Origin of the sequence: Psychrobacter sp. bablab_jr014 (assembly GCF_016464015.1) — a bacterium.
In the GTDB taxonomy this organism is placed as follows: domain Bacteria; phylum Pseudomonadota; class Gammaproteobacteria; order Pseudomonadales; family Moraxellaceae; genus Psychrobacter.
The window spans coordinates 1-20,140 of the sequence record NZ_JACDXT010000030.1 but is presented as its reverse complement, the minus strand read 5'-3'; the positions used below and the strand labels follow the sequence as shown (position 1 = coordinate 20,140).

At 38.7% G+C, this 20,140-nt stretch carries 14 protein-coding genes and 2 pseudogenes; 8 read left to right on the top strand and 8 right to left on the bottom strand.

Features of this window, described 5'->3' with window-relative positions:
- The first annotated feature begins 33 nt into the window (after positions 1 to 33).
- The 3 genes from JIE71_RS12430 (at position 34) to JIE71_RS07930 (ending at position 2,502) form a co-directional block, all read left to right on the top strand.
- Positions 34 to 363 (top strand): DUF6122 family protein, encoded by a 330-nt coding sequence (locus JIE71_RS12430; RefSeq protein WP_226945081.1) that lies wholly within the window; start codon positions 34 to 36, stop codon positions 361 to 363.
- Between the two features lie 316 nt (positions 364 to 679).
- Positions 680 to 910, top strand: a complete 231-nt coding sequence (locus JIE71_RS12560) for an ion channel (protein WP_416232024.1) — start codon at positions 680 to 682, stop codon at positions 908 to 910.
- 110 nt (positions 911 to 1,020) lie between these two features.
- Positions 1,021 to 2,502 (top strand): leucine-rich repeat domain-containing protein, encoded by a 1,482-nt coding sequence (locus JIE71_RS07930; protein WP_199508197.1) that lies wholly within the window; start codon positions 1,021 to 1,023, stop codon positions 2,500 to 2,502.
- A 353-nt stretch (positions 2,503 to 2,855) separates the two neighbouring features.
- Here JIE71_RS07930 and JIE71_RS07925 read toward each other — a convergent pair whose 3' ends face one another.
- From JIE71_RS07925 to JIE71_RS07900, 6 genes are all read right to left on the bottom strand, one after another.
- Entirely contained in the window at positions 2,856 to 3,188 is a 333-nt protein-coding gene (locus JIE71_RS07925) for a YnfA family protein (protein WP_199508196.1), read from the bottom strand.
- Between the two features lie 364 nt (positions 3,189 to 3,552).
- Positions 3,553 to 4,281 carry a M48 family metallopeptidase gene (locus tag JIE71_RS07920; protein ID WP_199508195.1) on the bottom strand — a complete coding sequence of 243 codons (729 nt, stop codon included), beginning with the start codon at positions 4,279 to 4,281 and terminating at the stop codon, positions 3,553 to 3,555.
- Positions 4,281 to 7,427, bottom strand: a complete 3,147-nt coding sequence (locus JIE71_RS07915; protein WP_199508194.1) for a type I restriction endonuclease subunit R — start codon at positions 7,425 to 7,427, stop codon at positions 4,281 to 4,283. The genes JIE71_RS07920 and JIE71_RS07915 overlap by 1 nt, the downstream gene beginning before the upstream one ends.
- 2 nt (positions 7,428 to 7,429) lie before the next feature.
- Positions 7,430 to 8,452: an HNH endonuclease family protein gene (locus JIE71_RS07910; protein ID WP_199508193.1), complete on the bottom strand. Its 1,023-nt coding sequence runs from the start codon at positions 8,450 to 8,452 to the stop codon at positions 7,430 to 7,432.
- 350 nt (positions 8,453 to 8,802) lie between these two features.
- Positions 8,803 to 9,369 carry a hypothetical protein gene (locus JIE71_RS07905; RefSeq protein WP_199508192.1) on the bottom strand — a complete coding sequence of 189 codons (567 nt, stop codon included), beginning with the start codon at positions 9,367 to 9,369 and terminating at the stop codon, positions 8,803 to 8,805.
- 69 nt (positions 9,370 to 9,438) lie between these two features.
- The gene (locus JIE71_RS07900) at positions 9,439 to 9,924 is read right to left on the bottom strand and encodes a hypothetical protein (RefSeq protein WP_199508191.1); all 486 of its coding nucleotides are present in this window, start codon (positions 9,922 to 9,924) and stop codon (positions 9,439 to 9,441) included.
- Positions 9,925 to 10,818: 894 nt separating this feature from the next.
- Here JIE71_RS07900 and JIE71_RS07895 point away from each other — a divergent pair.
- From JIE71_RS07895 to JIE71_RS07885, 3 genes are read left to right on the top strand one after another with little or no spacing between them, the layout of a single operon-like run.
- Positions 10,819 to 11,382: a hypothetical protein gene (locus JIE71_RS07895; RefSeq protein WP_199508190.1), complete on the top strand. Its 564-nt coding sequence runs from the start codon at positions 10,819 to 10,821 to the stop codon at positions 11,380 to 11,382.
- Positions 11,382 to 13,706: a hypothetical protein gene (locus JIE71_RS07890; RefSeq protein WP_199508189.1), complete on the top strand. Its 2,325-nt coding sequence runs from the start codon at positions 11,382 to 11,384 to the stop codon at positions 13,704 to 13,706. Before JIE71_RS07895 ends, JIE71_RS07890 begins: the two co-directional genes overlap by 1 nt.
- Positions 13,699 to 16,953, top strand: coding sequence for a site-specific integrase (locus JIE71_RS07885; protein WP_199508188.1), 3,255 nt, complete (start codon positions 13,699 to 13,701; stop codon positions 16,951 to 16,953). Before JIE71_RS07890 ends, JIE71_RS07885 begins: the two co-directional genes overlap by 8 nt.
- A gap of 18 nt (positions 16,954 to 16,971) precedes the next feature.
- Here the strand turns inward: JIE71_RS07885 and JIE71_RS07880 are convergent.
- Positions 16,972 to 17,664: pseudogene (locus tag JIE71_RS07880) on the bottom strand (IS5 family transposase).
- 741 nt (positions 17,665 to 18,405) lie between these two features.
- Here JIE71_RS07880 and JIE71_RS07875 point away from each other — a divergent pair.
- Together JIE71_RS07875 and JIE71_RS07870 are read left to right on the top strand one after the other, a co-directional pair.
- On the top strand, positions 18,406 to 18,642 hold the full coding sequence (locus tag JIE71_RS07875; RefSeq protein ID WP_199508187.1) for a hypothetical protein: 237 nt from the start codon (positions 18,406 to 18,408) through the stop codon (positions 18,640 to 18,642).
- Between the two features lie 405 nt (positions 18,643 to 19,047).
- A complete protein-coding gene (locus JIE71_RS07870; protein ID WP_045455674.1) occupies positions 19,048 to 19,704 on the top strand; it encodes an IS1595 family transposase in 657 nt (218 codons plus the stop codon).
- A gap of 117 nt (positions 19,705 to 19,821) precedes the next feature.
- Here the strand turns inward: JIE71_RS07870 and JIE71_RS07865 are convergent.
- Positions 19,822 to 20,007, bottom strand: a pseudogene (locus tag JIE71_RS07865) (transposase); the annotation flags it as partial.
- Between the last annotated feature and the right edge of the window lie 133 nt (positions 20,008 to 20,140).

Here is a 20,140-nt window from a genome sequence, read left to right as displayed (position 1 = left end):
CTTATCAATAAAACATCATGCTGAATTGGAAAGATGATGATCCAAACCGTTATCCACTACTTCCTGCATTTTGGCATGCCGTTGATTATTGCCTATACTTTTTTTCGTGATGATTACAAACGAGTATATTTGATTCTTTTAGCAACCATGCTGGTAGATTTAGATCACTTGCTAGCAACACCTGTTTTCTTACCTGATCGCTGTAGTATTAATTTTCATCCATTACATACTTACTATGCAATGGCAGTTTATGCGGCTATGCTATTTCTACCAAAGCCCTATAGAATAATTGGTCTAGGATTGTTACTACATATGCTGACTGATTCAAATGACTGCGTAATGACCTATCTGAATAGACTCTAGTGCTTATGCGTAGTCGTTAGCTATAGTGAAAAAATTATACAGGATTAGTTAAAATAAATAGGGTAATCTTCCTTTAATGTCGTTCCTTCCTCAAAAAGGATAAAAAGTGATTCTGGCAATTATAATGGCAGCAATTCTGATCGCTGTCTGCACAGCAATACATTACGGCGCATTAAAACTCTCGTCACAGTTTGTGACGCCGTCTCGCCATATAGGACATTGCCTTGGAGTCGCAGTCGGCTCAATTGTAATTGCTCACACGTTCGAGGCCTTGCTTTACGCTGCTGGCTTTTGGATTGCTGTTTAAGGCTTTGAAATCGGTAACCTCGTATCGTCCTCATCTAGCGATAGTAGCTCCCTTAATTTTATGGACTACTTTTACTTCTCGCTAGTTAACTTCACAACGCTTGGGCGAGGCGATCTCATGCCTACTGGACATCTACGATTTATGGCCGCGATGGAAGCCTTTCACGGTTTCCTACTGATCACAGCCTCTGGAAGCTTTGTTCTTCAGGTCATGAGTGGTAAAAAACCTCTCTCAAGTTAGCTACAAGCTCTCTCAACTATAGGTCGCGCTGAGATCCATAACTCATGTCAGGATACCGATACTACTCTGACTCAGAAAAAATAGTTAAAGTTGTTATAAGGAATAAAGCTATGAATCCAAACAATAAAGACCAACAAGACATTCATCAGTCTGATACTTCTAATAAAACGTTAAATACTGATGACAACTGGATTAAGAAAATATGGGCGTGGGCAGATGAGTTTGAGCTTAAGGACTCTGAAATTCCTCGTGACAAAGAGCCATTGCTAGCCCTAAAAAAGCTAGAGATCGTAGAGCCTGAACTCGATGAGCAGCACTCAAGAGACGTCTATAGAATAGCCTATCTACCCGATGAGCTCACCAAGCTTACAAATCTAGTAGATATAACTATCAGTGGCATATCTTCAAGCCAGCTACCGCCCAATATCGGTAAGCTCACTAACCTAACCAAACTGTCTATTAGTCACTCTAAACTTGTCACATTACCTGATAGCATCAGCCAGATGAGTCATCTCACTGAGCTTTTCATTGATGAAAGTGAGCTCGAAGCGCTACCTGATAGTATTGGACAACTTCATAACCTTACTAAGATGTTTATTGGTCGCTGTAAACTTCGTTATCTACCTGGGAGCGTAGGACAGCTTACTAAGCTTACGGTACTTGATCTGGTTCACTGTGAGATTGAACATCTGCCTGACAACATAGGGCAGCTTATTAACCTCGCTAAGCTTTTTATTAGTTATTGTCCGCTTAAGCACTTGCCTAACAGCATAGGGCAACTCAAAAATTTAAATGAGCTTGATCTTATTAACTGTGATCTTAAAGACTTACCCAATAGTATTGGACAGCTCACTCGCCTCGAAAAGCTCTATATTAATCGTTGTAGTATTAAAGAGTTGCCTGCCAGCATTGGACAACTAAGCAATCTTACAGAGCTTTTTATTACTCATTGTGAGCTCAAAGCGCTACCTGATAGCATAGGCCAGCTTTTGAGCTTAACTCACCTTGACCTGCTTCACCTTGAACTGACAGGGCTACCCGATAGCTTTGGACATCTCCTCAACCTTGCTGAGCTGAATATTATTAACTGTAAATTTAGAGTGTTGCCTGACAGCATCGGACAGCTTACGAGCTTAACTAAGCTCAATTTTAATCACTCCAAGCTTGAAGTCCTACCTGATAGCATAGGGCAGCTTACGAGCTTAACTGAGCTTTTTATTAGTCATGGTAAGTTTGATAAGCTACCTGATAGCGTAGGTCAACTTGCTAATCTAGAGAAGCTTTATATTAACCATTGTAGTCTTAAAGAGCTGCCTGAAAACATAGGGCAACTTAAGAGCCTGACTGAGTTTTTCATCAGTTATTGTAAATTGGGCAAGCTGCCTAATAGTATTGGTGAGCTTAATAATCTCGCTAAGCTTGAGCTTGTTTATTGTAATCTTAGAAACCTACCAGATAATTTTACACAGCTGAATAATTTGAGATGTATAAATCTTACTGGTAATCCTCTCGATAGACTTTCTCCGAAGGTAAAAGAGTATTTACGTTCTGTAGATACGGTATATGGTTGGGATAAACAATCATACTACTAGTGATTATTGGGTCATTCATATCATATTATGAGCAAAATCCAATTGTCGCAAAATCTAACTCTAACTAGCTTATTAAATCATAATACTGATAAAGTGAAATAAGTAGGGCTGCTACTAACTCTTAATTATCAGTAAGCGTATTTGTATGTCAATAATGGAGTAGGCATTCTCAGTTATGTATGGTTCATCAAATCCTATAGTTTCTGCGTCGAGTATTTATATGATCATAACTAGCCTTGGTAGATGTGATGATCTTGGCAGTCTAATATAGATGGTTCTAGTACAGTGGTTTGTTTTGAATAGTCTATTAATTGATTAAGGAACAAAAATAGTTGCCTCCCCAGAGTTACAACCTATGTGTTGCGCGGTGCAAACATAATAATAGCCATGCCTAGAAGTGCTACTAACGTACCTAATATGTCCCATGTCGTTGGTCGAATACCATCAATAGCCCATAACCATAGAATTGCCATCGTTACATACACACCACCATAAGCGGCATAAACTCTGCCAACAGCGGTTGGATGTAAAGTCAGTAACCATACAAAAGCAACCAAACTAAGCGCACTGGGGACAAGAAGCCATATTGACTTACCCTCTCTTAGCCATAAGTATGGCAAATAGCAACCTACAATCTCTGCTAGTGCAGTAATGGCAAAAAGCCCAGCTGTTTTTAATTCAGACAAAAAACTTACTCCTTTAGTCATTTATAATGCAGCGTTTGAGTTTATCATGCCACTATAAAAAACATCTCAAAGGAAGCTATTTTTTCATGTTAGAAACCCCGAGTTTCACAAAGCCACCTGACAAGTATTTTTTTAGTGCTTTACCATACACGTACTATGAGCACTAGCTTAAAGCGTCTATAAGCACAGCTATTTCATGTTTTGGTTCACAGTAGCAGGTTTATAAATGACTTTCATATACCCGCAATATGAGAGGTACTAGCACCTAGTAACTCTCATATTATAAGTATGAATCAAGCCGAAATTAGCATTACACAGCATTCTGTCTGAATAAAATGTAGTACTCAAAGTAGATTTAAATAAGCTATTCTCGCTGCTTCCAGTTTTCTTGACCCAAAGGCATGCGATTGAGTAGGTCACGTCTTGATCGCCAGTCAGGCATTTGAGTATCTAGCAGAGCCTTGAATCTATCGTTATGTTGGCGCTCTTTGAAATGTAGTAGCTCATGAACGATAATATATTCTAAGCAGGGTATGGGCTTTTTTGCCAACTCTAAGTTAAGTAGGATACGACCTTCCTCTATATTACAGCTACCCCATTTAGTCTTCATTTTTTGAACTTGCCAGCTTGTGACGTTGACGTTGAGCTGCTTAGACCACTGCGTAACCAAAGTAGGAATACGTGCTTTTAGTCGAGTACGATAGTACTCATTGAGCAGCTTTAATCTATCAGTAGTCGACGTTTTAGTATGCACGGATAAAATGAGTTTGCCACCTTTTAGCTTGACGTTAGGTACAAAGTTTTGAGCGGTATCTAACTCAAGCACTTCAAGCCGATAGCGTCTGCCCCATAAATAATGTGTCTCGCCATTGATCATTTCTCGAGTGGATTGACGCGCTTGCTTAATAAAGCTTGCCTGCTGCTTGCGTATCCATGGTATGCGGTGAATCACTGCCATTCGAATTGCAGTTTCGGTCATTGCTTCAGGGGCAGCCACTCTAATCTCACCATTAGGCGGCATCACACTGATATGCAAATGCTTAATGGTTTTGCGCTGCAATTGAATGTCTAGTGATCCGATCATTAGTTGCATTATTTATATTCCGGTTGCGCTTTGACTAGGCTCATGACCTCTTCAGTACTGCTGTCCAATTCATACAAAGACAATGTTTCTCTGACGATATTTGCAACTTTGCGCTCTTTTAATAGATGGCCTTGCCAGTCAGCTTGCTTATTAAGTCTGACAGCCGCGTCAAGCTTATCGGCCAGTTCTTCATTTTGGTCTAAGTTGTCGTACAATGCGCGTTTAGCATTGGTATTGATAGAGTCTGGATAATGGTTATTTGCACTATTGGGTCTTAACACTTTGGCAGATAGCTCGCGTATTTTGTGTAAGTACTCTTTGTAGTCTACGGCCTTTTGGCGACGCAAGGTGACAAGCTCGTTAAGTAAGACTGACATGTGCTCATAGTACTTAGGGTTAACGGGGTTTTCATCTACAATAGTTTTGCGCACGTTATTTTCGATGGTTTCAGCCACGTTTCCTTCGTCATTAGCGATATCATCAGGTAAAGCCTTAATCAGCTCATCAGTCCCTTTGTCTACAGTCAGCTCAATTAAGCCAAGCTCTTCAAAGTCCATGACCGTATCACTAGGTTCAGCACGGATATAACTATCCAATAAATGACGCATGGCTGGCTCGTAGAGTTTCATATCGAGCATGTCAGCGCTCATCATCTTGATGCTCTCACGCACGCTTTCAAAGTGCTTCACGTCGGTTTGAATACGATCGATCTGCTCTGGACTGTAGCCACACTCTACCATCTCATTAGCAATATTTGCATAAGCTCGCAGTAGCTTAGCGACACTTTTATATAAAGTGACCCGTAGCTGTTCTTTTTCTAGTTTTTCATCAATGGGGGCGTCATTTGTGGTGCAAAAATATGCATAGTAGTCTTGAGTGTTCTTAGGGTATCTAACGGGTTCGCACAATCCTCGAACCATCTCTAGCGCATTATCTAAGTCCTGCTTAGCAGAATCAAGGCGGTTTTTTAATAAGCCTTCAATATCTTTGCTGTCATAATCAGAGAATGCGCCTTGTGTATAGCTTGATATGGCTTTATCTAAAGACTGAAACAGATCCTGATAGTCGATGATATAACCATATTCTTTGTCTTCACCATCTAGGCGGTTCACTCGGCAAATAGCCTGAAATAAGTTATGATCGGCCATTTTTTTATCAATATATAGATAGGTTGCTGAAGGCGCATCAAATCCCGTCAGTAGCTTATCTACTACAATCAGTAAGCGCATCTGCCCCGGCTCGTCAATGAAGCGTTTTTTGACCTCTTTTTCAAAGTCTTCAACCCTCAAACCAGCCTCTTGTTCATCGATATCGTAATATTCGGCAATCATCTTACGATAGGTGGCATACTTAAATAGCTTTTCAGTCGTACCTTCGCCAGACTCTTCACCCTTAATGCTATCGGCAGTCGGCTGATAGCTGGTGATGATAGCAATTTTATCTTTTAAGTGCGTATGGCTAAACATTTCATAGACTTTGCAGGCTTGATAGATACTGCCACATACGAGCATGGCATTACCTCGACCATCAGCCAGTCGCGGGCGCGTCTCCATATCATATAAGATATCGTTCTTGATTTGCTCTAGGCGAGAGTGACTCGATAACACGCGCTGCATCGTGCCCCATTTTTGTTTTAGCTGAGTCTTAGCAACATTGGATAAGCCGCGAGTTTTGGCATCAAACCATTTATCAATTTTATCTGGTGATAGTAGCTGTTGATCGATATCGCGTGCTTCATAACGCAGATCAAGCACGACGCCATCAGCGACTGCTTCATCGAATTTATAAGTATGAATATAGGGACCGAAGACCTCGATAGACTTTTTCTGATCTTTTTTGAGCAGTGGCGTTCCTGTAAAGCCAATAAACGTCGCATGAGGAAGCAGGGCAGTCATCGCACTATGCAGCTTACCCGATTGCGTGCGATGGCATTCATCAACAAAGACGTAAATATCCCCTTTAGCGCTAAAGTTTGAAGACAGACTACTTTTTAGATCCTCTATGAATTCGTCAGTATCCGCTACGCTATCTTCATCCTTATTGTCATTAGTATGACGACCAAATTTATGTACTAATGAGCATAGTAGTGCTGGGTTAGGATGATTAAGCTGACGGATTAGATCCGCGCCATTCTTGGTACGATATATATTTTCATCAATACCTGAAAACACACCTTCAATCTGCTCGTCTAGCTCTTTGCGGTCCGTAATGACAAGTACGCGGCTATTTTTAATATTCTCACGTATCCACTTAGCCAGCCATACCATAGTGAGACTTTTACCTGAGCCTTGGGTGTGCCAGATAATGCCGTTTTTACGTTTTGCTAGGTAGTCTTTGGCGGCTTGCACACCAAAGAACTGATTGTGCCGGCAGGTTTTTTTGACACCCATGTCATAAACGATGAAGTTATGAATAACATCGAGTAAGCGCTTTTTATTACATAACTGATAGAGGTGACGGTCTAATGGTTCAGCATAAGCTTGTTGACTTGCCTGCTGCGTCGTACTGGTATGCTGAGGGCTTGCTTCTTTCCATTCCAGATAGTAGCGCTCTGGGGTCTCTATAGTCCCATAACGCAATCCTTGACTGTCGTTACCGGCCATGACTAGCTGGATGGTGGTAAAAAAGTTACGGATAAAATCCTTGCTTTGATTGTCTAAGTTCTGCCGTATGCCTTCAGAGACTGAGATGGTAGAGCGCTTTAGTTCTAAGACACCAAGGGCGATACCATTGACGTATAACACCACGTCAGGGCGCTTTTTATGTTCGCCTTTGATCGATACTTCTTCAGCAATAGCAAAGTCATTTGCCGCAAAGTTGTCCCAGTCAATCAACCAAACCGTTTGGGTATGTTCGCCTGAGCCTTCTTTTTCTTTTATCCCGTACCGTAGTAGTCGATAGACCTCTTTATTGGCATCATAAAGCTTGATGCCACTACCTAGGGCGGCAGCTTTTTCTAAGGTGCTAATCGCGCGCGCTATCAGTGGCGCACTGACATTACGAGACTTTAGCCATTGCGCTAGTATATCGCGTTCAATATTTTTATTATCGGCCCGTGTGTGCCAGTTGCCCAAATAGCGATAGCCAAGCTCGTCTTGAAAAAATTGTACAACACGGTTTTGGGATATTCTTTCAATATCGTTGACGTTACTCATTTTTAAGCGCCCTCTGACATTAGGTTAAGACCTTTCATCATGATTTCTAGCATTTGTTCTTCATGCTGCGCGATCATTGTTTTATCCCACGTGGCTTCTTGACCACTAATACACTTAATCATTCTAGATAGTTTCAGGCTATCAATTTGTTTGCTTTCAAGAAAGTATTTTACCTTCACATCAGGCATGTCATTACTAACCCGAGAGTTAAGACTATGGCTAATCAAACATAAATTGCCAAAAGAATGAAGCAGCGTATCCTCTACATTTTTATCATTTATAAAAAGCTTATCATCTCGCTTGTTTTGGGGATAAAAGTGTTCAATTGAGCTTCGAGCAGTAAAGGTAAATTCAGGACGTTCCTCATCTTTCCAAAGCAGATAGTCTAGATAGTTAAACACAAAAATATTGCGAATATTGTTATATCTAAGGTACTGCTTAATTTGTGTACGTAAATGATTGGGTGTGAGACTAGCGTCAGTATTTGTGAACGAGATTTGATTAAAGTCTGGGGTTTGATAAATAATGTGATGATAGTCGTCAGGCTCATCTGTTAAATAACGCCTCAGCATAAAGGCGCGGGCTATTGCCTCTATATGACTCAGATAAGCTGTGCTATCAAGTCCGATGTCATTATATTGATAATGCTGATAAGCATAATATAAAACCGCATTGAGCCAGTGCTTATAGTTTGTGGTAGGGGTTGAAACGTGAAAGGCGCTTTGTAGCATCACTAAATCATTGTTGTCATTTTCAAAGCTGTTTTTATAATAGCTATTTTTTTTGTCTTCACCTTTGGTTAGTTTATTAAGTGTCCATTGCCCTTTGTTGTCCTGCATATTGCGTTTGATTATGAAGTGATCAAAGATAAACTTACTTTTAAGCAAGGCATATATAAAGGTCTTGACTTGAGATAAAGGTGTTATCTTATCTTCAGTTACTACGTTTTGGCTCATTTTTGAAACAGAAGGCGCTAATATATAGGTTTCAAACTGAGTCAGCAGCTGTTTGTCATCAAACCCCAATATTAACAACATCACCTGAGAAAATCGGATTTCATACCTCAGCCTTTCATGCTATACAAGTAATAGTATGTAGGGGTTTTTAGACTCATCAGAGTAAATAAATCCATGGTATATGGAGATGTTATTGATATTTTGGACACCATGGTTTTTGGGGTATATGCCCCCTGCTAAGGTATAGTTTAAATTAATATTTGGTCTACTCTAGCATTGAATAATTCTTCGCTATCGATATTAATTTTAAAACTATACCTTAATAAAAATAAACTGCAGATCAAAATTTCTTAAAATTATAATCTCCCAAGTTAATGTCTACTGATTTGACAGCAAAGGTCATTACTCAAAAATCCTATTTACCAAAACTCGCAGGTGACCGTTTTATTTTTAGAGTCGTATTCAGCCCCTCTTTTTTCCATTTCACCCCAGTATTCCATGGTTCGAGTTTGAAAATTCGGCATAATGGTAGGTACAGTCGCAGTCGATGCAAACTTTAAAACAGTTTCACCCCCTGATGATTCAGGTATAAAGCTGAATATATACTCCTCTAGAGGCTGACTGCGGTAGGTAACGCCTTTATTAAAAATTACCCGGTATTCAGTGTATGGTTCACCTTTTTTCATTTTCACATCTTTTATCATATTTCGATATTCTGATAACCACTGCGCTTTTGGCTTTACGAAATTGTCATAAGCTTTTTGGCCTCTGATGCTGTCTGTAAATGCTGTGTCTTTAGCAGCAATCTTTTTATAAGGTGGCTTTTCACCAGAACAAGCATCTTCCATCCAGCCAAACACATGAACCATATCATTGCTTTTGTAGCTGCTTATATTTTTAGAAGAGATGGGGGCGGCTAGAGTAGTAGTAGATAGTAGAGATGCAGTCGCTAATAAGGCCAAAGAAGTTATAGATATGGATTTCATAATTGCTCCAGTAGATAAATGTTGGTAGTTAAAGTACAGAGTAAAGAACGTATTATATTCAAATACTTGTTATGAGATGCTGCTAATAAATTCATAAGGTACGCAGAAAGCAGTGTCTTTTTTGATGTATTTGAAACATTGTAAAACATCAGAAAAGTTAGGACTTTTCTTTTCATAACGGTTTTCTATTTCTTTGTCAGAGATTTTTTTAAATGTTTTATGATGTAAATTTACAATTTCTGCTGCTTTACCATTTACTGAAATAATTTCTTTTAAATTTTGGAGGTTTCCGTTTTTATCAAAATCAAACGTAGCATTATTGACGGTACGATAAGTACTACCATTAGGCAGTTTAAAATTTAGTTGGCTAATTGCATAACTCATACTTCCTCCTACTGCGCCATCGTAAGTACAAGCTTTTACGATAGCCTTCTTTTTACTAATAGAATCAACGGTGGTGCATTTGGTACTACCATTAACATCACCCATGCTAGCAATAGCGTTAATAGAAAGTAATAATAATGGAGTAATCATCAGTATTTTTGTTAGCTTCATAAATATATCCTTTTGTGAGTTTTAATTTCAGACAAAGTAAATGAGTGCTTTGCTGATGAGTTGATTATAGCGTCTAAAATACCGGTTATTTTCTTAACTGACGAACGGTTGCTAATCGAATTTGAACTTCTAAAGCATATCCCCGTTTTTAGTAGTTAAGGCTATTAGTCGGTTTCAGAGCTTAAGAGGTTAAGAATAAAAATACTAAAGTAAAAATTCAAACCCCAAGCCCCCATCTTTGAGCTCATCATCTAGTAAAATCCTACAAAATAATGACCTATTAAAGCTATGTTAATTGTGGCTTTAATAGGTTTTTTGTGCTTAAAATAATCTGAAAGATTTAAAATCCATAACCATTATCCAATTTTGAGCCCCAAAACATTAAAGCGTTTAACACCTAAGTCATTACTGGAAAAAATGAATTATAATCACTATTTAATCATAAAACATGAAAAATATTAATCTTAAGCCAATAAAAAAACTTATAGTCCTAGGCAAAAGTAATTTGCTTATACATCGCTATACTGAGAAGTCTTTATTTGTTTAGCAGATATTTGAACCCGAGGCTACCTACATTAATATGGAAACCCCGATATTAACAGCATCACCTAAGTAAATTAACAAATGAGTAGAAGTGGATAATTCTATAGTACCTATAGGTTTGTAGTGATATTCAAACCCCGAGTTTGTACTTTGTACCTGACAAAAATATAAAATGTAAGAACCTCTTACAGCTATATTGATTATGGCTTTAAGAGGTTTTTTTGTGTTTAGAATCATTTTAACTATCTAATAGAATTGATTTTTTTGCGATATTAAGCCCCACAACACTAAAGCGTTTGACACCTATATGTTTATTGGATAACATGAATTATATTCACTATTATTTTATATATGATGAAAAATAATAAAATTAAGGTTGGGCAAAAACTTACTAATCCTAGTAAGGATGATTTGTATGTACATCCGTATGCTAGAGCCGCGTTATGTGTTTGGCAGAGATTGAGACCTAAAACGACTTATATCAATACGAAGTTTTTAGATAACTTCTACCGTCCACCACTGCGCTTGGTTGATGGAGGAGACGGTGCTTTCTATTTCTTTAATGATTTCCAAAGAGTCGATCAGGTTTTAAGGTTCGAGAGTGATAGTGATTACCCATGTTTAATAATCCCTGAAAGTATTAAAAATGTTCAGCAGCTCGCATGGATGGAGGTTATAAACTTGATGTTCTTGAAAGGTATTCACCATCCTGATTTGTTTAAAGCGCTTAAAAGCACTGCACCTCAAAGTGTTATATGCCAGCTCATGGGGGTTAGGCAACTGACTGTAAAGGAGTATTGCCATTTTGCAGGTATTAGCCAGAGTAGTTATGAATATCGCCAATGTAAGTTTGCACTAGAAGATCGAGTTCTAGGTATGCCTCAAAGTATGAGCTGGTTGAGTGGTGCACCCTAATGAATGTAAAGCAGTTTGATAACAGCGAATTACAGAGGGTTTTAGATCATCTAGTGCCACTTGATTCACCGTACTGTATAAAAATACAAAGTCTAATTATTAATACTCTTTATATTAATCCAGGCTTCTGCCTACATATTGGTGAGCAGGCCAACCTAAATATGCCAGTATTTACATCGTCTGAATGTGAAGCTATCGCCAGGAAAGTCGTCAAAGAGAAAAAGATTGAAGATTGGGCAGTCACTTATATGCTGGTCTTATTTTACCAGAGGTATGATCAAGCACGTAGTGATGATGAAGCGTGGCAGTTTATGAGTGCATATCTGCAAATAATTATTATGATTGCTATACGTAAGGATGAGCACTCTGCCAAAGTCAGTCAGCTAAGTGTGCGTCTAAGGATGGGCTTAAAGGAAAATAATCCACAATCTGAGATTGTTAAAAAACTGATTAATATCCATGCTCAACATGTTTCACTGACGAAGGCACTAGCAGCATTACGCGTATATGAAGCTAAGATAAGAAGTGATGAAGAGTCAGGCAAAGTGGTTAATCAAAAGTTGGCTGGTAAAATTGGTCAAATAAGACTTGCCTATGAGGTGGTTGCAGAGAACAAAGCGTTTGTAGGTAAAACCTATACCAACTCACAAAACAATGAGCTTAGTAAGGAACACGCGAATAAGCGATACCTTAGTAGTGCTAATGAGCCAATACAAGTCAAAATATTTGGTAGTATCCACAAAAATGATAACGTATCGGACGCTGAGAATATTGCTGATGATGACCCGCCTGCGCTCTTAGATAATGATTTTAAGCCTTCCAGTACAACCGCTAAATCCTCAGAATTACAGCAATGGAAGCTAAAAAATAAATATCGACATGCCCGCCGTAACCAGTTTCATTTTCCTACTAATTTACGTCAACTAAGTCTACTGAGCTATCAGATGTTATTTGCTCGGGTGTGGCAGCTTTTTGGCGTTGTCAGCTATAAACAGCGTCGGGTTTATGCCGTTATATTACTATCAATGCTAAGTGGTCGGAAGGTCCAAGACGTGATTTGTGAGCTGGCATTGGATAAAAGTCAGCGCAAGTGGTTGAGTCATGAAAGCGGTTCGGCTGCTGATAGTTATGCTATGAGTAATACTATTAACGTAACTTCAAATCGTAGAAGCCACTTATTGCCACATCGTCAAAGCCATGATAATGAATTTAAATTACCTCTGCCAGCGAGGCTACAAGCAGTTATTGAAAATAAGTTTTCGGTGGATGGCGATGAAGTGTCTGAAGTGCTGGCAAGCTTGAAAGTGCAACTAGAGCTACCGGTGTTATCAAATCAGCATATTGACGCTTGTTTATATACAGTTATAAAGAATGAGCTGCAAGAGCCATTACATGCCGACATGATTACTGGAGTTGATGTGAAACACAGCTCGCCCTTGTACTACACCAGTATTGAGACAATAAGCTTAGAGAAGACTTACTACAGCGCCATACAACTATTGACCGAATACTGTACTGCGGACAGCCAAGGTGAGCTACGACAGCTTAGTATGTCTAGCACGAAAAGCAATCGTTATAAAAAATATATTGGTAGTGACATGACTTTAAATATTGATATCTGCCAAAGATTTTTTGATGAGCTTGCTGAAGCAACTGAGAGTTATAACGGTCGATTAAAGCGGAACGTAAGCATAAGGCAGGACCGTTATATTGAGCAGTTTAATGCTTATGGTGTCTGGTTATGGCACATCATCTTTATTCAGACTGGGATTAGACCCGTAAAGCATGCGCCTGGGCTTTTAAATCAATTTGATTTTAGGCAAAGGCTGTTATGGGTGTCGGATAAAGAAGAGCGTCAGGGACAAGGGCAGGGAAGGCTTATTCCTCTTAGTGATTTCTTAATCACAGCGATTCAAAATTATATTAAATATATCAAGCAATTTGCGGTCATGCATAATTCTATATATCCCAATGACCAATTTCCTATAAATAAAATTTTGAACTCTAGTCAGCCACTCATTCAGCTATTTAGCCAAAATCCCAAAGGCTTTACCGGTATTAAACCTAGTAAGGTTCGCTATCAGATAAAACACTTTTTTAGTCACCAAGACAACTGGCTTAGACATCAATTACGCTCACTACTAACGAATAGGTCCCCTGAGCATTTGATCTGCGCCCTATATGGTCATGAACATCCAGATCAGGAGGCTATGCATCCCATGTCGTCATTATCCATTAATGAGCTAAAAGCGTTATCCGCTGACTTAGAGAAAGTTGCAGTTGAGCTTAACCTACGACAAGTTGAGGTGAATATATATGGATAATGCCGTTGCTCATCAGTTAAGAGAAGAAAATAAAAGCAAGAGTCATGAGAGTATCAAAAATGAGGCAAAATTTTTGATAGCTTCGTATGTTGATGACAATCACATACTCACAGGAACAGACCTAACTGAATACTATCAAACCATTGGTAGCATACTTGAGGTGCATTTTGATACTGCGCATAGCTATCACTTAGCCAGACAAGGATTTTTAGAATACATACGGAGTTATAACAAATCTCATGAACTGAGTATGGATGAACCAGTTGTGCCAGTCATAGCAGAGCGTGATCATTTAACAATATCCTATGATTGGATGGTAAGTGGTGCTCAAGTAAGCCTTGCTAGCCAGCAAATAATTGAGATATGGCAACGGAAAAGAAGGTTCTCAAACAATGATTTGATTGAGTCAGTGCTCTACTGTAGCGTGATGTATGGGGGATTGAATGACATAGATGTGTTAAAAGCACTGTATCAATGGCTCCTAGGCGAACGTGACATATATCAATTGCAGCTACCAGCAACTGATGAATTACCAGATTCAGGTGTCAGCAGCGAGAGTTTGGCGCTAATCTTGCTCAGTATTGATGATGACAATTACGGTTGTTCTTATACGCAAAGTCATACCTCAGAGGATGTATCTGCTACAAGCTTACAGCGCTATGTAGAGTACATACCTGATGATATGACACTTTGCTTTTTATACGTGCTAAAAGATAAAAAGTTAAAAAAAGAAGATGTGAAGTCGTTTGAAATCATTATTAATGAGATTTGTAAGAAGCTAAAACTACAAAATAAAGATAAAAGTAAACCGCATTTATCACAGTTAATAAAGTACGCTGACTATCATTGGCGGCAGATGAAGGGAGGCGATATAGACACTGCACTGGCTATTGTTAGACAGGGCAAGATTAAAACGACGGGCTTAACCACAAATAAGCTTATTAATTATAATCAAGAGGTGATTAACTCAAATCTACAGCCGCTTACTTGGGAAGAGTTATTTGTAGCAAGCTTTTCAGAATCTGACGAAAAAGGCACCAATAGTAGGGAGTATCCAAGTTTTAGTAAGAATCTTATTAAAGAGGTTCAAGATGCCCTTAAGGGCAGTAAAGCCCCAGCTATTGTAAAACTAGAGCTGTTGCAGCAGGAGTTTACTCAACCTAATGCTACGCGTCTTTTAGGATGGGTCAATAGCTTGTTGAGTGATAGTAATAACAGGTTAGATACCATTAGTAAATATCTGGGATGTATTGGTCGGGATTGGCTGATGCTAACAATGGATGAGAATCTTGATGAATGGTCTGGTGAGGACTTTGAAGCTGTATATGAGGAGATCATTCAAAGTAAGATTAAGGATGGAAGAAAGCGGTCTATTTTGAACAAAAACTCAGGCTTTGGTGAAGACAATCTAGATACAGATGATGATTTAGTTGGCTGTGCAGACGATGTGATAAGTCAATGTAGTCTCAATGGCTTAAAGAATGAGCATATAAACAAAAACAAAGTTTCATATCTGGATAAGCTCAAAGATACTCAAAAATTTACTTACGGCAGACTACGAGCTTTCCATGATTATCAGAGAGCGTACTATAATGCGCCATTTGTGTATTTCCCATGGGGTAATAAACGCCAAGTGGTAAATGCGAACATGATATCACCTCGGATATATCATGCGATGAAAGAGTATCTGGTCAACTCGGACTTAGACTATGAACAGAAAAACCTTTGCTTAGTAGTGTTAAGTCTTGCGTATCGAACAGGGTTGCGAATTAAAGAACTTATCGGTGTTAAAGTTCGTGATATAGCGGACATCTATATTGATGAGCATGGACAACGAATAGAACAGCCACAAATATGGTTAAGACCGAATCGTTATCGGAGGTTGAAAAGTAGCAGCGCAAGCCGCCTTATACCGATTAACTGCCTACTTAAGAAAGACGAGCTAAAACAATTTACTCAGTTATATCATCAGCAGAAAAGATTGAAGCGTCGTTACTTGTTTTCTCAAGGTTCAGGTGATCAGCCGTTACCCAGTGTGGTTTTTAGTAATCTCATGAAGTTAATTTGGGACAGATTGCTAGGAGAGCATGACTTCACATTTCACAGCTTTAGGCATACTGCGATTAGTCAGCTGGCGTTAGTACTAAGTAAGTCGCCATTGGCACAGGTGATGACTGACTATGATAATGAGCAGTGCGAAAAAGTAATAAAAGGCGTCCTTGGTTATCACAAGGATCAAGGCTCCTGGTTTGGGCTGGCGAGTCTTGCAGGGCATTTAACGTGCGACACAACCTTCGAGCATTATATTCATACTGCTCATCTGCTGGCAGGGGAGCAGCTTAACAGAGCTTGCTTAGAGTTACCTATAACAGTTTTAGAGCTAATAACAGGATTAGATTACTCTATCATTTATAGGCAAGACAAAACTGCTTATGATGCAACGACCAAGACTGTAAAGTTAAATAAGATAAGATCATACTTTCTTAAAAAAACAGCTGTTAATAAAACACCATTATTTAAGAATATAGATCAACCTGATAACAATACTAGCCAGCAACTGTTAAATAGTAATTTGGATGGATTTAATGAGTCAAATACAAATTCAATTTTCATTCATCCTAAATATGCGGACGTCATAGGTTTTCTAGAGGAGCTGCAGGAGTTAGGCATAAACTCTCGAGATGAGATGTTACCTGAGATTGCTATTAGACATGGTATAAGTCTAAATGAGTCTAAATGTTTATATCTGCGCGCTAATGAGCTGTTCAACGATGACAGGCTATTACTAGGTAGGCCTAAAGGTAGTAAAAACCAGGAAGTAATAATTAGAGCATTAGATAGGGCGTATCAGATGTCTATAAATGATCCTGAAAAGTTGAGAATGTTTATTGAAATATTTGCACATAAACATAACTTAAATAACTCATCGATTCATTTTGGTATTAAGGAGGCCCAGCTTGAAATGCTACAGAGTTTTATGCTGGTAGGTTGTCAGCTTATTGATGCCAGTCATTGGCAGGTCAGGGCATATAGCGAGCAAGTTGTAAGTGATGTTAAAAAAGACTTGAGTCTGAATAGCTCAATACGTGTCGGTGCTCGTGAGAGTTTTCATGGCTATGAGGTAAGGGTAGTACAGAAAAAACGTAAACACTCTGACAAAAACTTGGCTACCACTGATCACTATTATGCATCATCGGGGGTGCTAAAATATTTGGGATGCTTACTAATGGTGCTAATTAAAAACTAGGGCATGTCATCAATTAAGTCAAATGACACAAGAAACCAGATGAATTGCACTGAGGAAATAACTGGCTAACTTATCACAGCGAGTAGCAATTGCACGGTACTGCTTAATCTTGGCAAAGAAGTTCTCGATCAGATGCCGCTCTTTATAAAGTTCTTTATCGAAGTCTCTTGGCTGCAGCCTATGACACTTAGATGGTATGACTACATGGCCTTGTACGGCTTCAATCGGTTCAATAACGCGGGCATCCGCATCGTAAGCCTTATCGGCAGCCATGTCTGAGTGATACTGACATCTAATAGCTTATCTGAGCCACACAGGTCATGAGCCGCGCCACCGGTTAGATAAAAGCCAGTAGGATTGCCTAGCGCATCTGTTCGAGTATGTATTTTGGTCGTCAGTCCACCTTTGCTGCGTCCAATGGCTTGATCCCTTTTTTCCAGCACTGTGTTGATAGGCTTTAACTATGGTGGCATCTAACATGGCATATTCGTTGACAGACCCCTCAGACAGCTGAGTACACATGCTTCCATACCTCTTTTTTTAATCAGCGGCTAAAACATGTATTAACTACTCTAAAGTCACCGAAGCGTTCAAGTAGATCACGCCAAGGAACACCATCTTATAGCGGTAAAGAACGGCTTCCACGAATAACTAGTTATCTTTTGCGATAACACCAACGTCACTGGGTTGTCTAGGTAGGATGCCTTTAATTTTCTTCTATTGGTCATCTCGCAGGGCATGTCGTCTTGTCATAGGCGTTGAGCTCAAGTTTCTAGGTATACTACAGCTTATTCTGAAATATCTCTGCTAATTGATGACACGCCCTAGATCCTTTTACAATTTTAAATGACTATTTTCTTGAATGTAACTCGTAGTAGTTATCAAGCTGACTCATCCGAATTGATCATATGAGCATTAATAAGTCTATTAGTGATGTGACAGAGCGACAAGTCATATTTTGAAGGGGCTATAACCTGATTTTTAGCTTTTTCGACCTAAAGGTTGTCATGAATAATATTGCTCTGAATGCTATAGAGCATAAGGGTTGTCACGTTGTCACGGTAAAAAAGGGTGTAGAGACAAATGATGACTATAACATCCTATCTAGTTAGATATTGTACTTGATGATCACAACGCACGCTTTATGCATCTGCTGGCATGTTACGAAAGGCTTGTTTAAGTCAAGACTAAAACTAAATTCAGATTAAACAGCAAAATTAGAACAAAGTAAATATCACGAAGATAAAGTTGAGCTTTAGTAGATAAATAGTTAAATTATCGGCAAATATTTGCTATTATCTAATCATGCGAGAGCCAGTATTATGAAGTCAACATGTAAGTTATCCTTATTTACTGTTAGTAGTATTATAAGGGTTAAAAGACTATACTTACTTTATAAATCCTAGATCACAATGGTCACAAAAGCATAGCGATAACATCAAAAATGTAAAAATGATTGAGGGGCCAGAGTATGTTGAACATTACGTTGATTTTGTAGATGGTATAAAATATCGTAATCAGCTACTAGATGGATACATATTTAAATTCAGAGGTGAATCGTCAGGTGCTGAAGATGTTTTAAAGTTTGCATTAAATGCAGAGGTGGCGCCTATTGGGCCGAACTTTACTACACGCACTATAGAATACTTGGGTGAAATGGCAGATATAGGATTAACTTACAGACCTTAAAACAAAACAATTACTTGTATGTTTGATTAAACGTTAAGCTCAACCCTCTAATCGCTTTCATGGTTAGAGGGTTGAGCTTTATTTTTAATATCATTGTTGTTTTGCATTTCCTTAGAATATTAAGTCTTCGGTAATGATAGCAGCGAAGTGTAGACGTAGGTAGTTTTAGGGTGACAACGTGACAAGCTATATACTATATAGCGTCCAGTCATTTTATATTCGTGACTTTTTAATGCTATCCATAGCTTATAATGTGCTGAAAGGTATGTATCTAATAGCATGTCACGTTGTCACGTATAAAGGTGCAAACCTTAATATTAATTACCCCATCTTAGCAAAGATAAAAATAGTATCCATTAATAATATTGGGGCTGTAGTAGATAAGCACTATGCTAGACTACTTTTATGAAGATAACCCGTTGTAAACTAAGTAAAAAAGCACAGAGACGACTGTTAGAGTTTTTTACGGCTGAAGTGACTGCTAGAACAGCCGCAGATTTGCTTGATATTCAGCCTAATACTGCTGCACTTTTTTATCATAAAATAAGACTTGTGATAGATTACCATCTCTCATTAGAAGCTGATGAGCTTTTTGATGGTGAGGTCGAATTAGATGAAAGTTACTTTGGCGGTGTACGCAAAGGCAAAAGAGGTCGCGGGGCAGCTGGTAAAACCGCTGTATTTGGTATTCTAAAACGAAACGGTAAGGTTTATACCATTGTCGTAGCAGACACCAAACAGACTACCCTAATGCCTGTTATTAAGCGTAAAATCAAGCCTGACAGCTTTGTTTATACGGATAGCTATCGAAGTTACAATGCATTAGATGTGAGTGAGTTTAAACATTTCAGAGTCAATCACTCTATAGAGTTCATTTGCGGTAAGAACAATCACATCAATGGCATTGAGAACTTCTGGAATCAGTCCAAACGAACACTCAGAAAGTATAATGGGATTAATAAGAAGAACTTCCATTTGTTTTTAAAAGAGTGCGAGTTTAGATTCAACTATGGCTCACCATCTAATCAGCTGAAAACCTTGAGAAAATGGTGTGATATTTAATCCTTATCTACTACAGCCCCATAATATTAATAGGCAGTAGAATGGCGGATTTAAAAAATAAAATAATTACATTGTAAGAGCATTTAAACCATGGACTGGTAGGACGCAAAAATGAAGTTAAAGCAGGCTTGTAACCTTACTAGGGCGTGTACCATTATTCATCTTGCAATGAATAATGGTACACGCTAGGTAAAGCATAGACTTAAAGTTGCGAGCCAACTTCTCATAGCGAGTGGCTATACTACGGAAGTGTTTAAGCCTTGCAAACATATTTTCTACTAAATGCCGTAACTTGTCTCTGCACACGACAAAAAAACAAAAAAGTCTGTTAAAGCAAAGGCATAATAGTAATTTTTAAGACGAATCAGACCATGCCAAACTTTAACAGACTTAGTGAAACTTTAACCCAAAACCTGAGTATGAACAAGGCAAGAAT

Excerpts from the sequence above, each read along its gene's own strand:
- JIE71_RS07915 (WP_199508194.1), bottom strand. The coding sequence starts at position 7,427 with ATGAGTAACGTCAACGATATTGAAAGAATATCCCAAAACCGTGTTGTA.
- JIE71_RS07895 (WP_199508190.1), top strand. The coding sequence starts at position 10,819 with ATGATGAAAAATAATAAAATTAAGGTTGGGCAAAAACTTACTAATCCT.
- JIE71_RS07875 (WP_199508187.1), top strand. The coding sequence starts at position 18,406 with ATGATTGAGGGGCCAGAGTATGTTGAACATTACGTTGATTTTGTAGAT.
- JIE71_RS07885 (WP_199508188.1), top strand. The coding sequence starts at position 13,699 with ATGGATAATGCCGTTGCTCATCAGTTAAGAGAAGAAAATAAAAGCAAG.
- JIE71_RS07900 (WP_199508191.1), bottom strand. The coding sequence starts at position 9,924 with ATGAAGCTAACAAAAATACTGATGATTACTCCATTATTATTACTTTCT.
- JIE71_RS07890 (WP_199508189.1), top strand. The coding sequence starts at position 11,382 with ATGAATGTAAAGCAGTTTGATAACAGCGAATTACAGAGGGTTTTAGAT.
- JIE71_RS07870 (WP_045455674.1), top strand. The coding sequence starts at position 19,048 with ATGAAGATAACCCGTTGTAAACTAAGTAAAAAAGCACAGAGACGACTG.
- JIE71_RS07920 (WP_199508195.1), bottom strand. The coding sequence starts at position 4,281 with ATGCAACTAATGATCGGATCACTAGACATTCAATTGCAGCGCAAAACC.
- JIE71_RS12430 (WP_226945081.1), top strand. The coding sequence starts at position 34 with ATGATGATCCAAACCGTTATCCACTACTTCCTGCATTTTGGCATGCCG.
- JIE71_RS07930 (WP_199508197.1), top strand. The coding sequence starts at position 1,021 with ATGAATCCAAACAATAAAGACCAACAAGACATTCATCAGTCTGATACT.
- JIE71_RS07905 (WP_199508192.1), bottom strand. The coding sequence starts at position 9,369 with ATGAAATCCATATCTATAACTTCTTTGGCCTTATTAGCGACTGCATCT.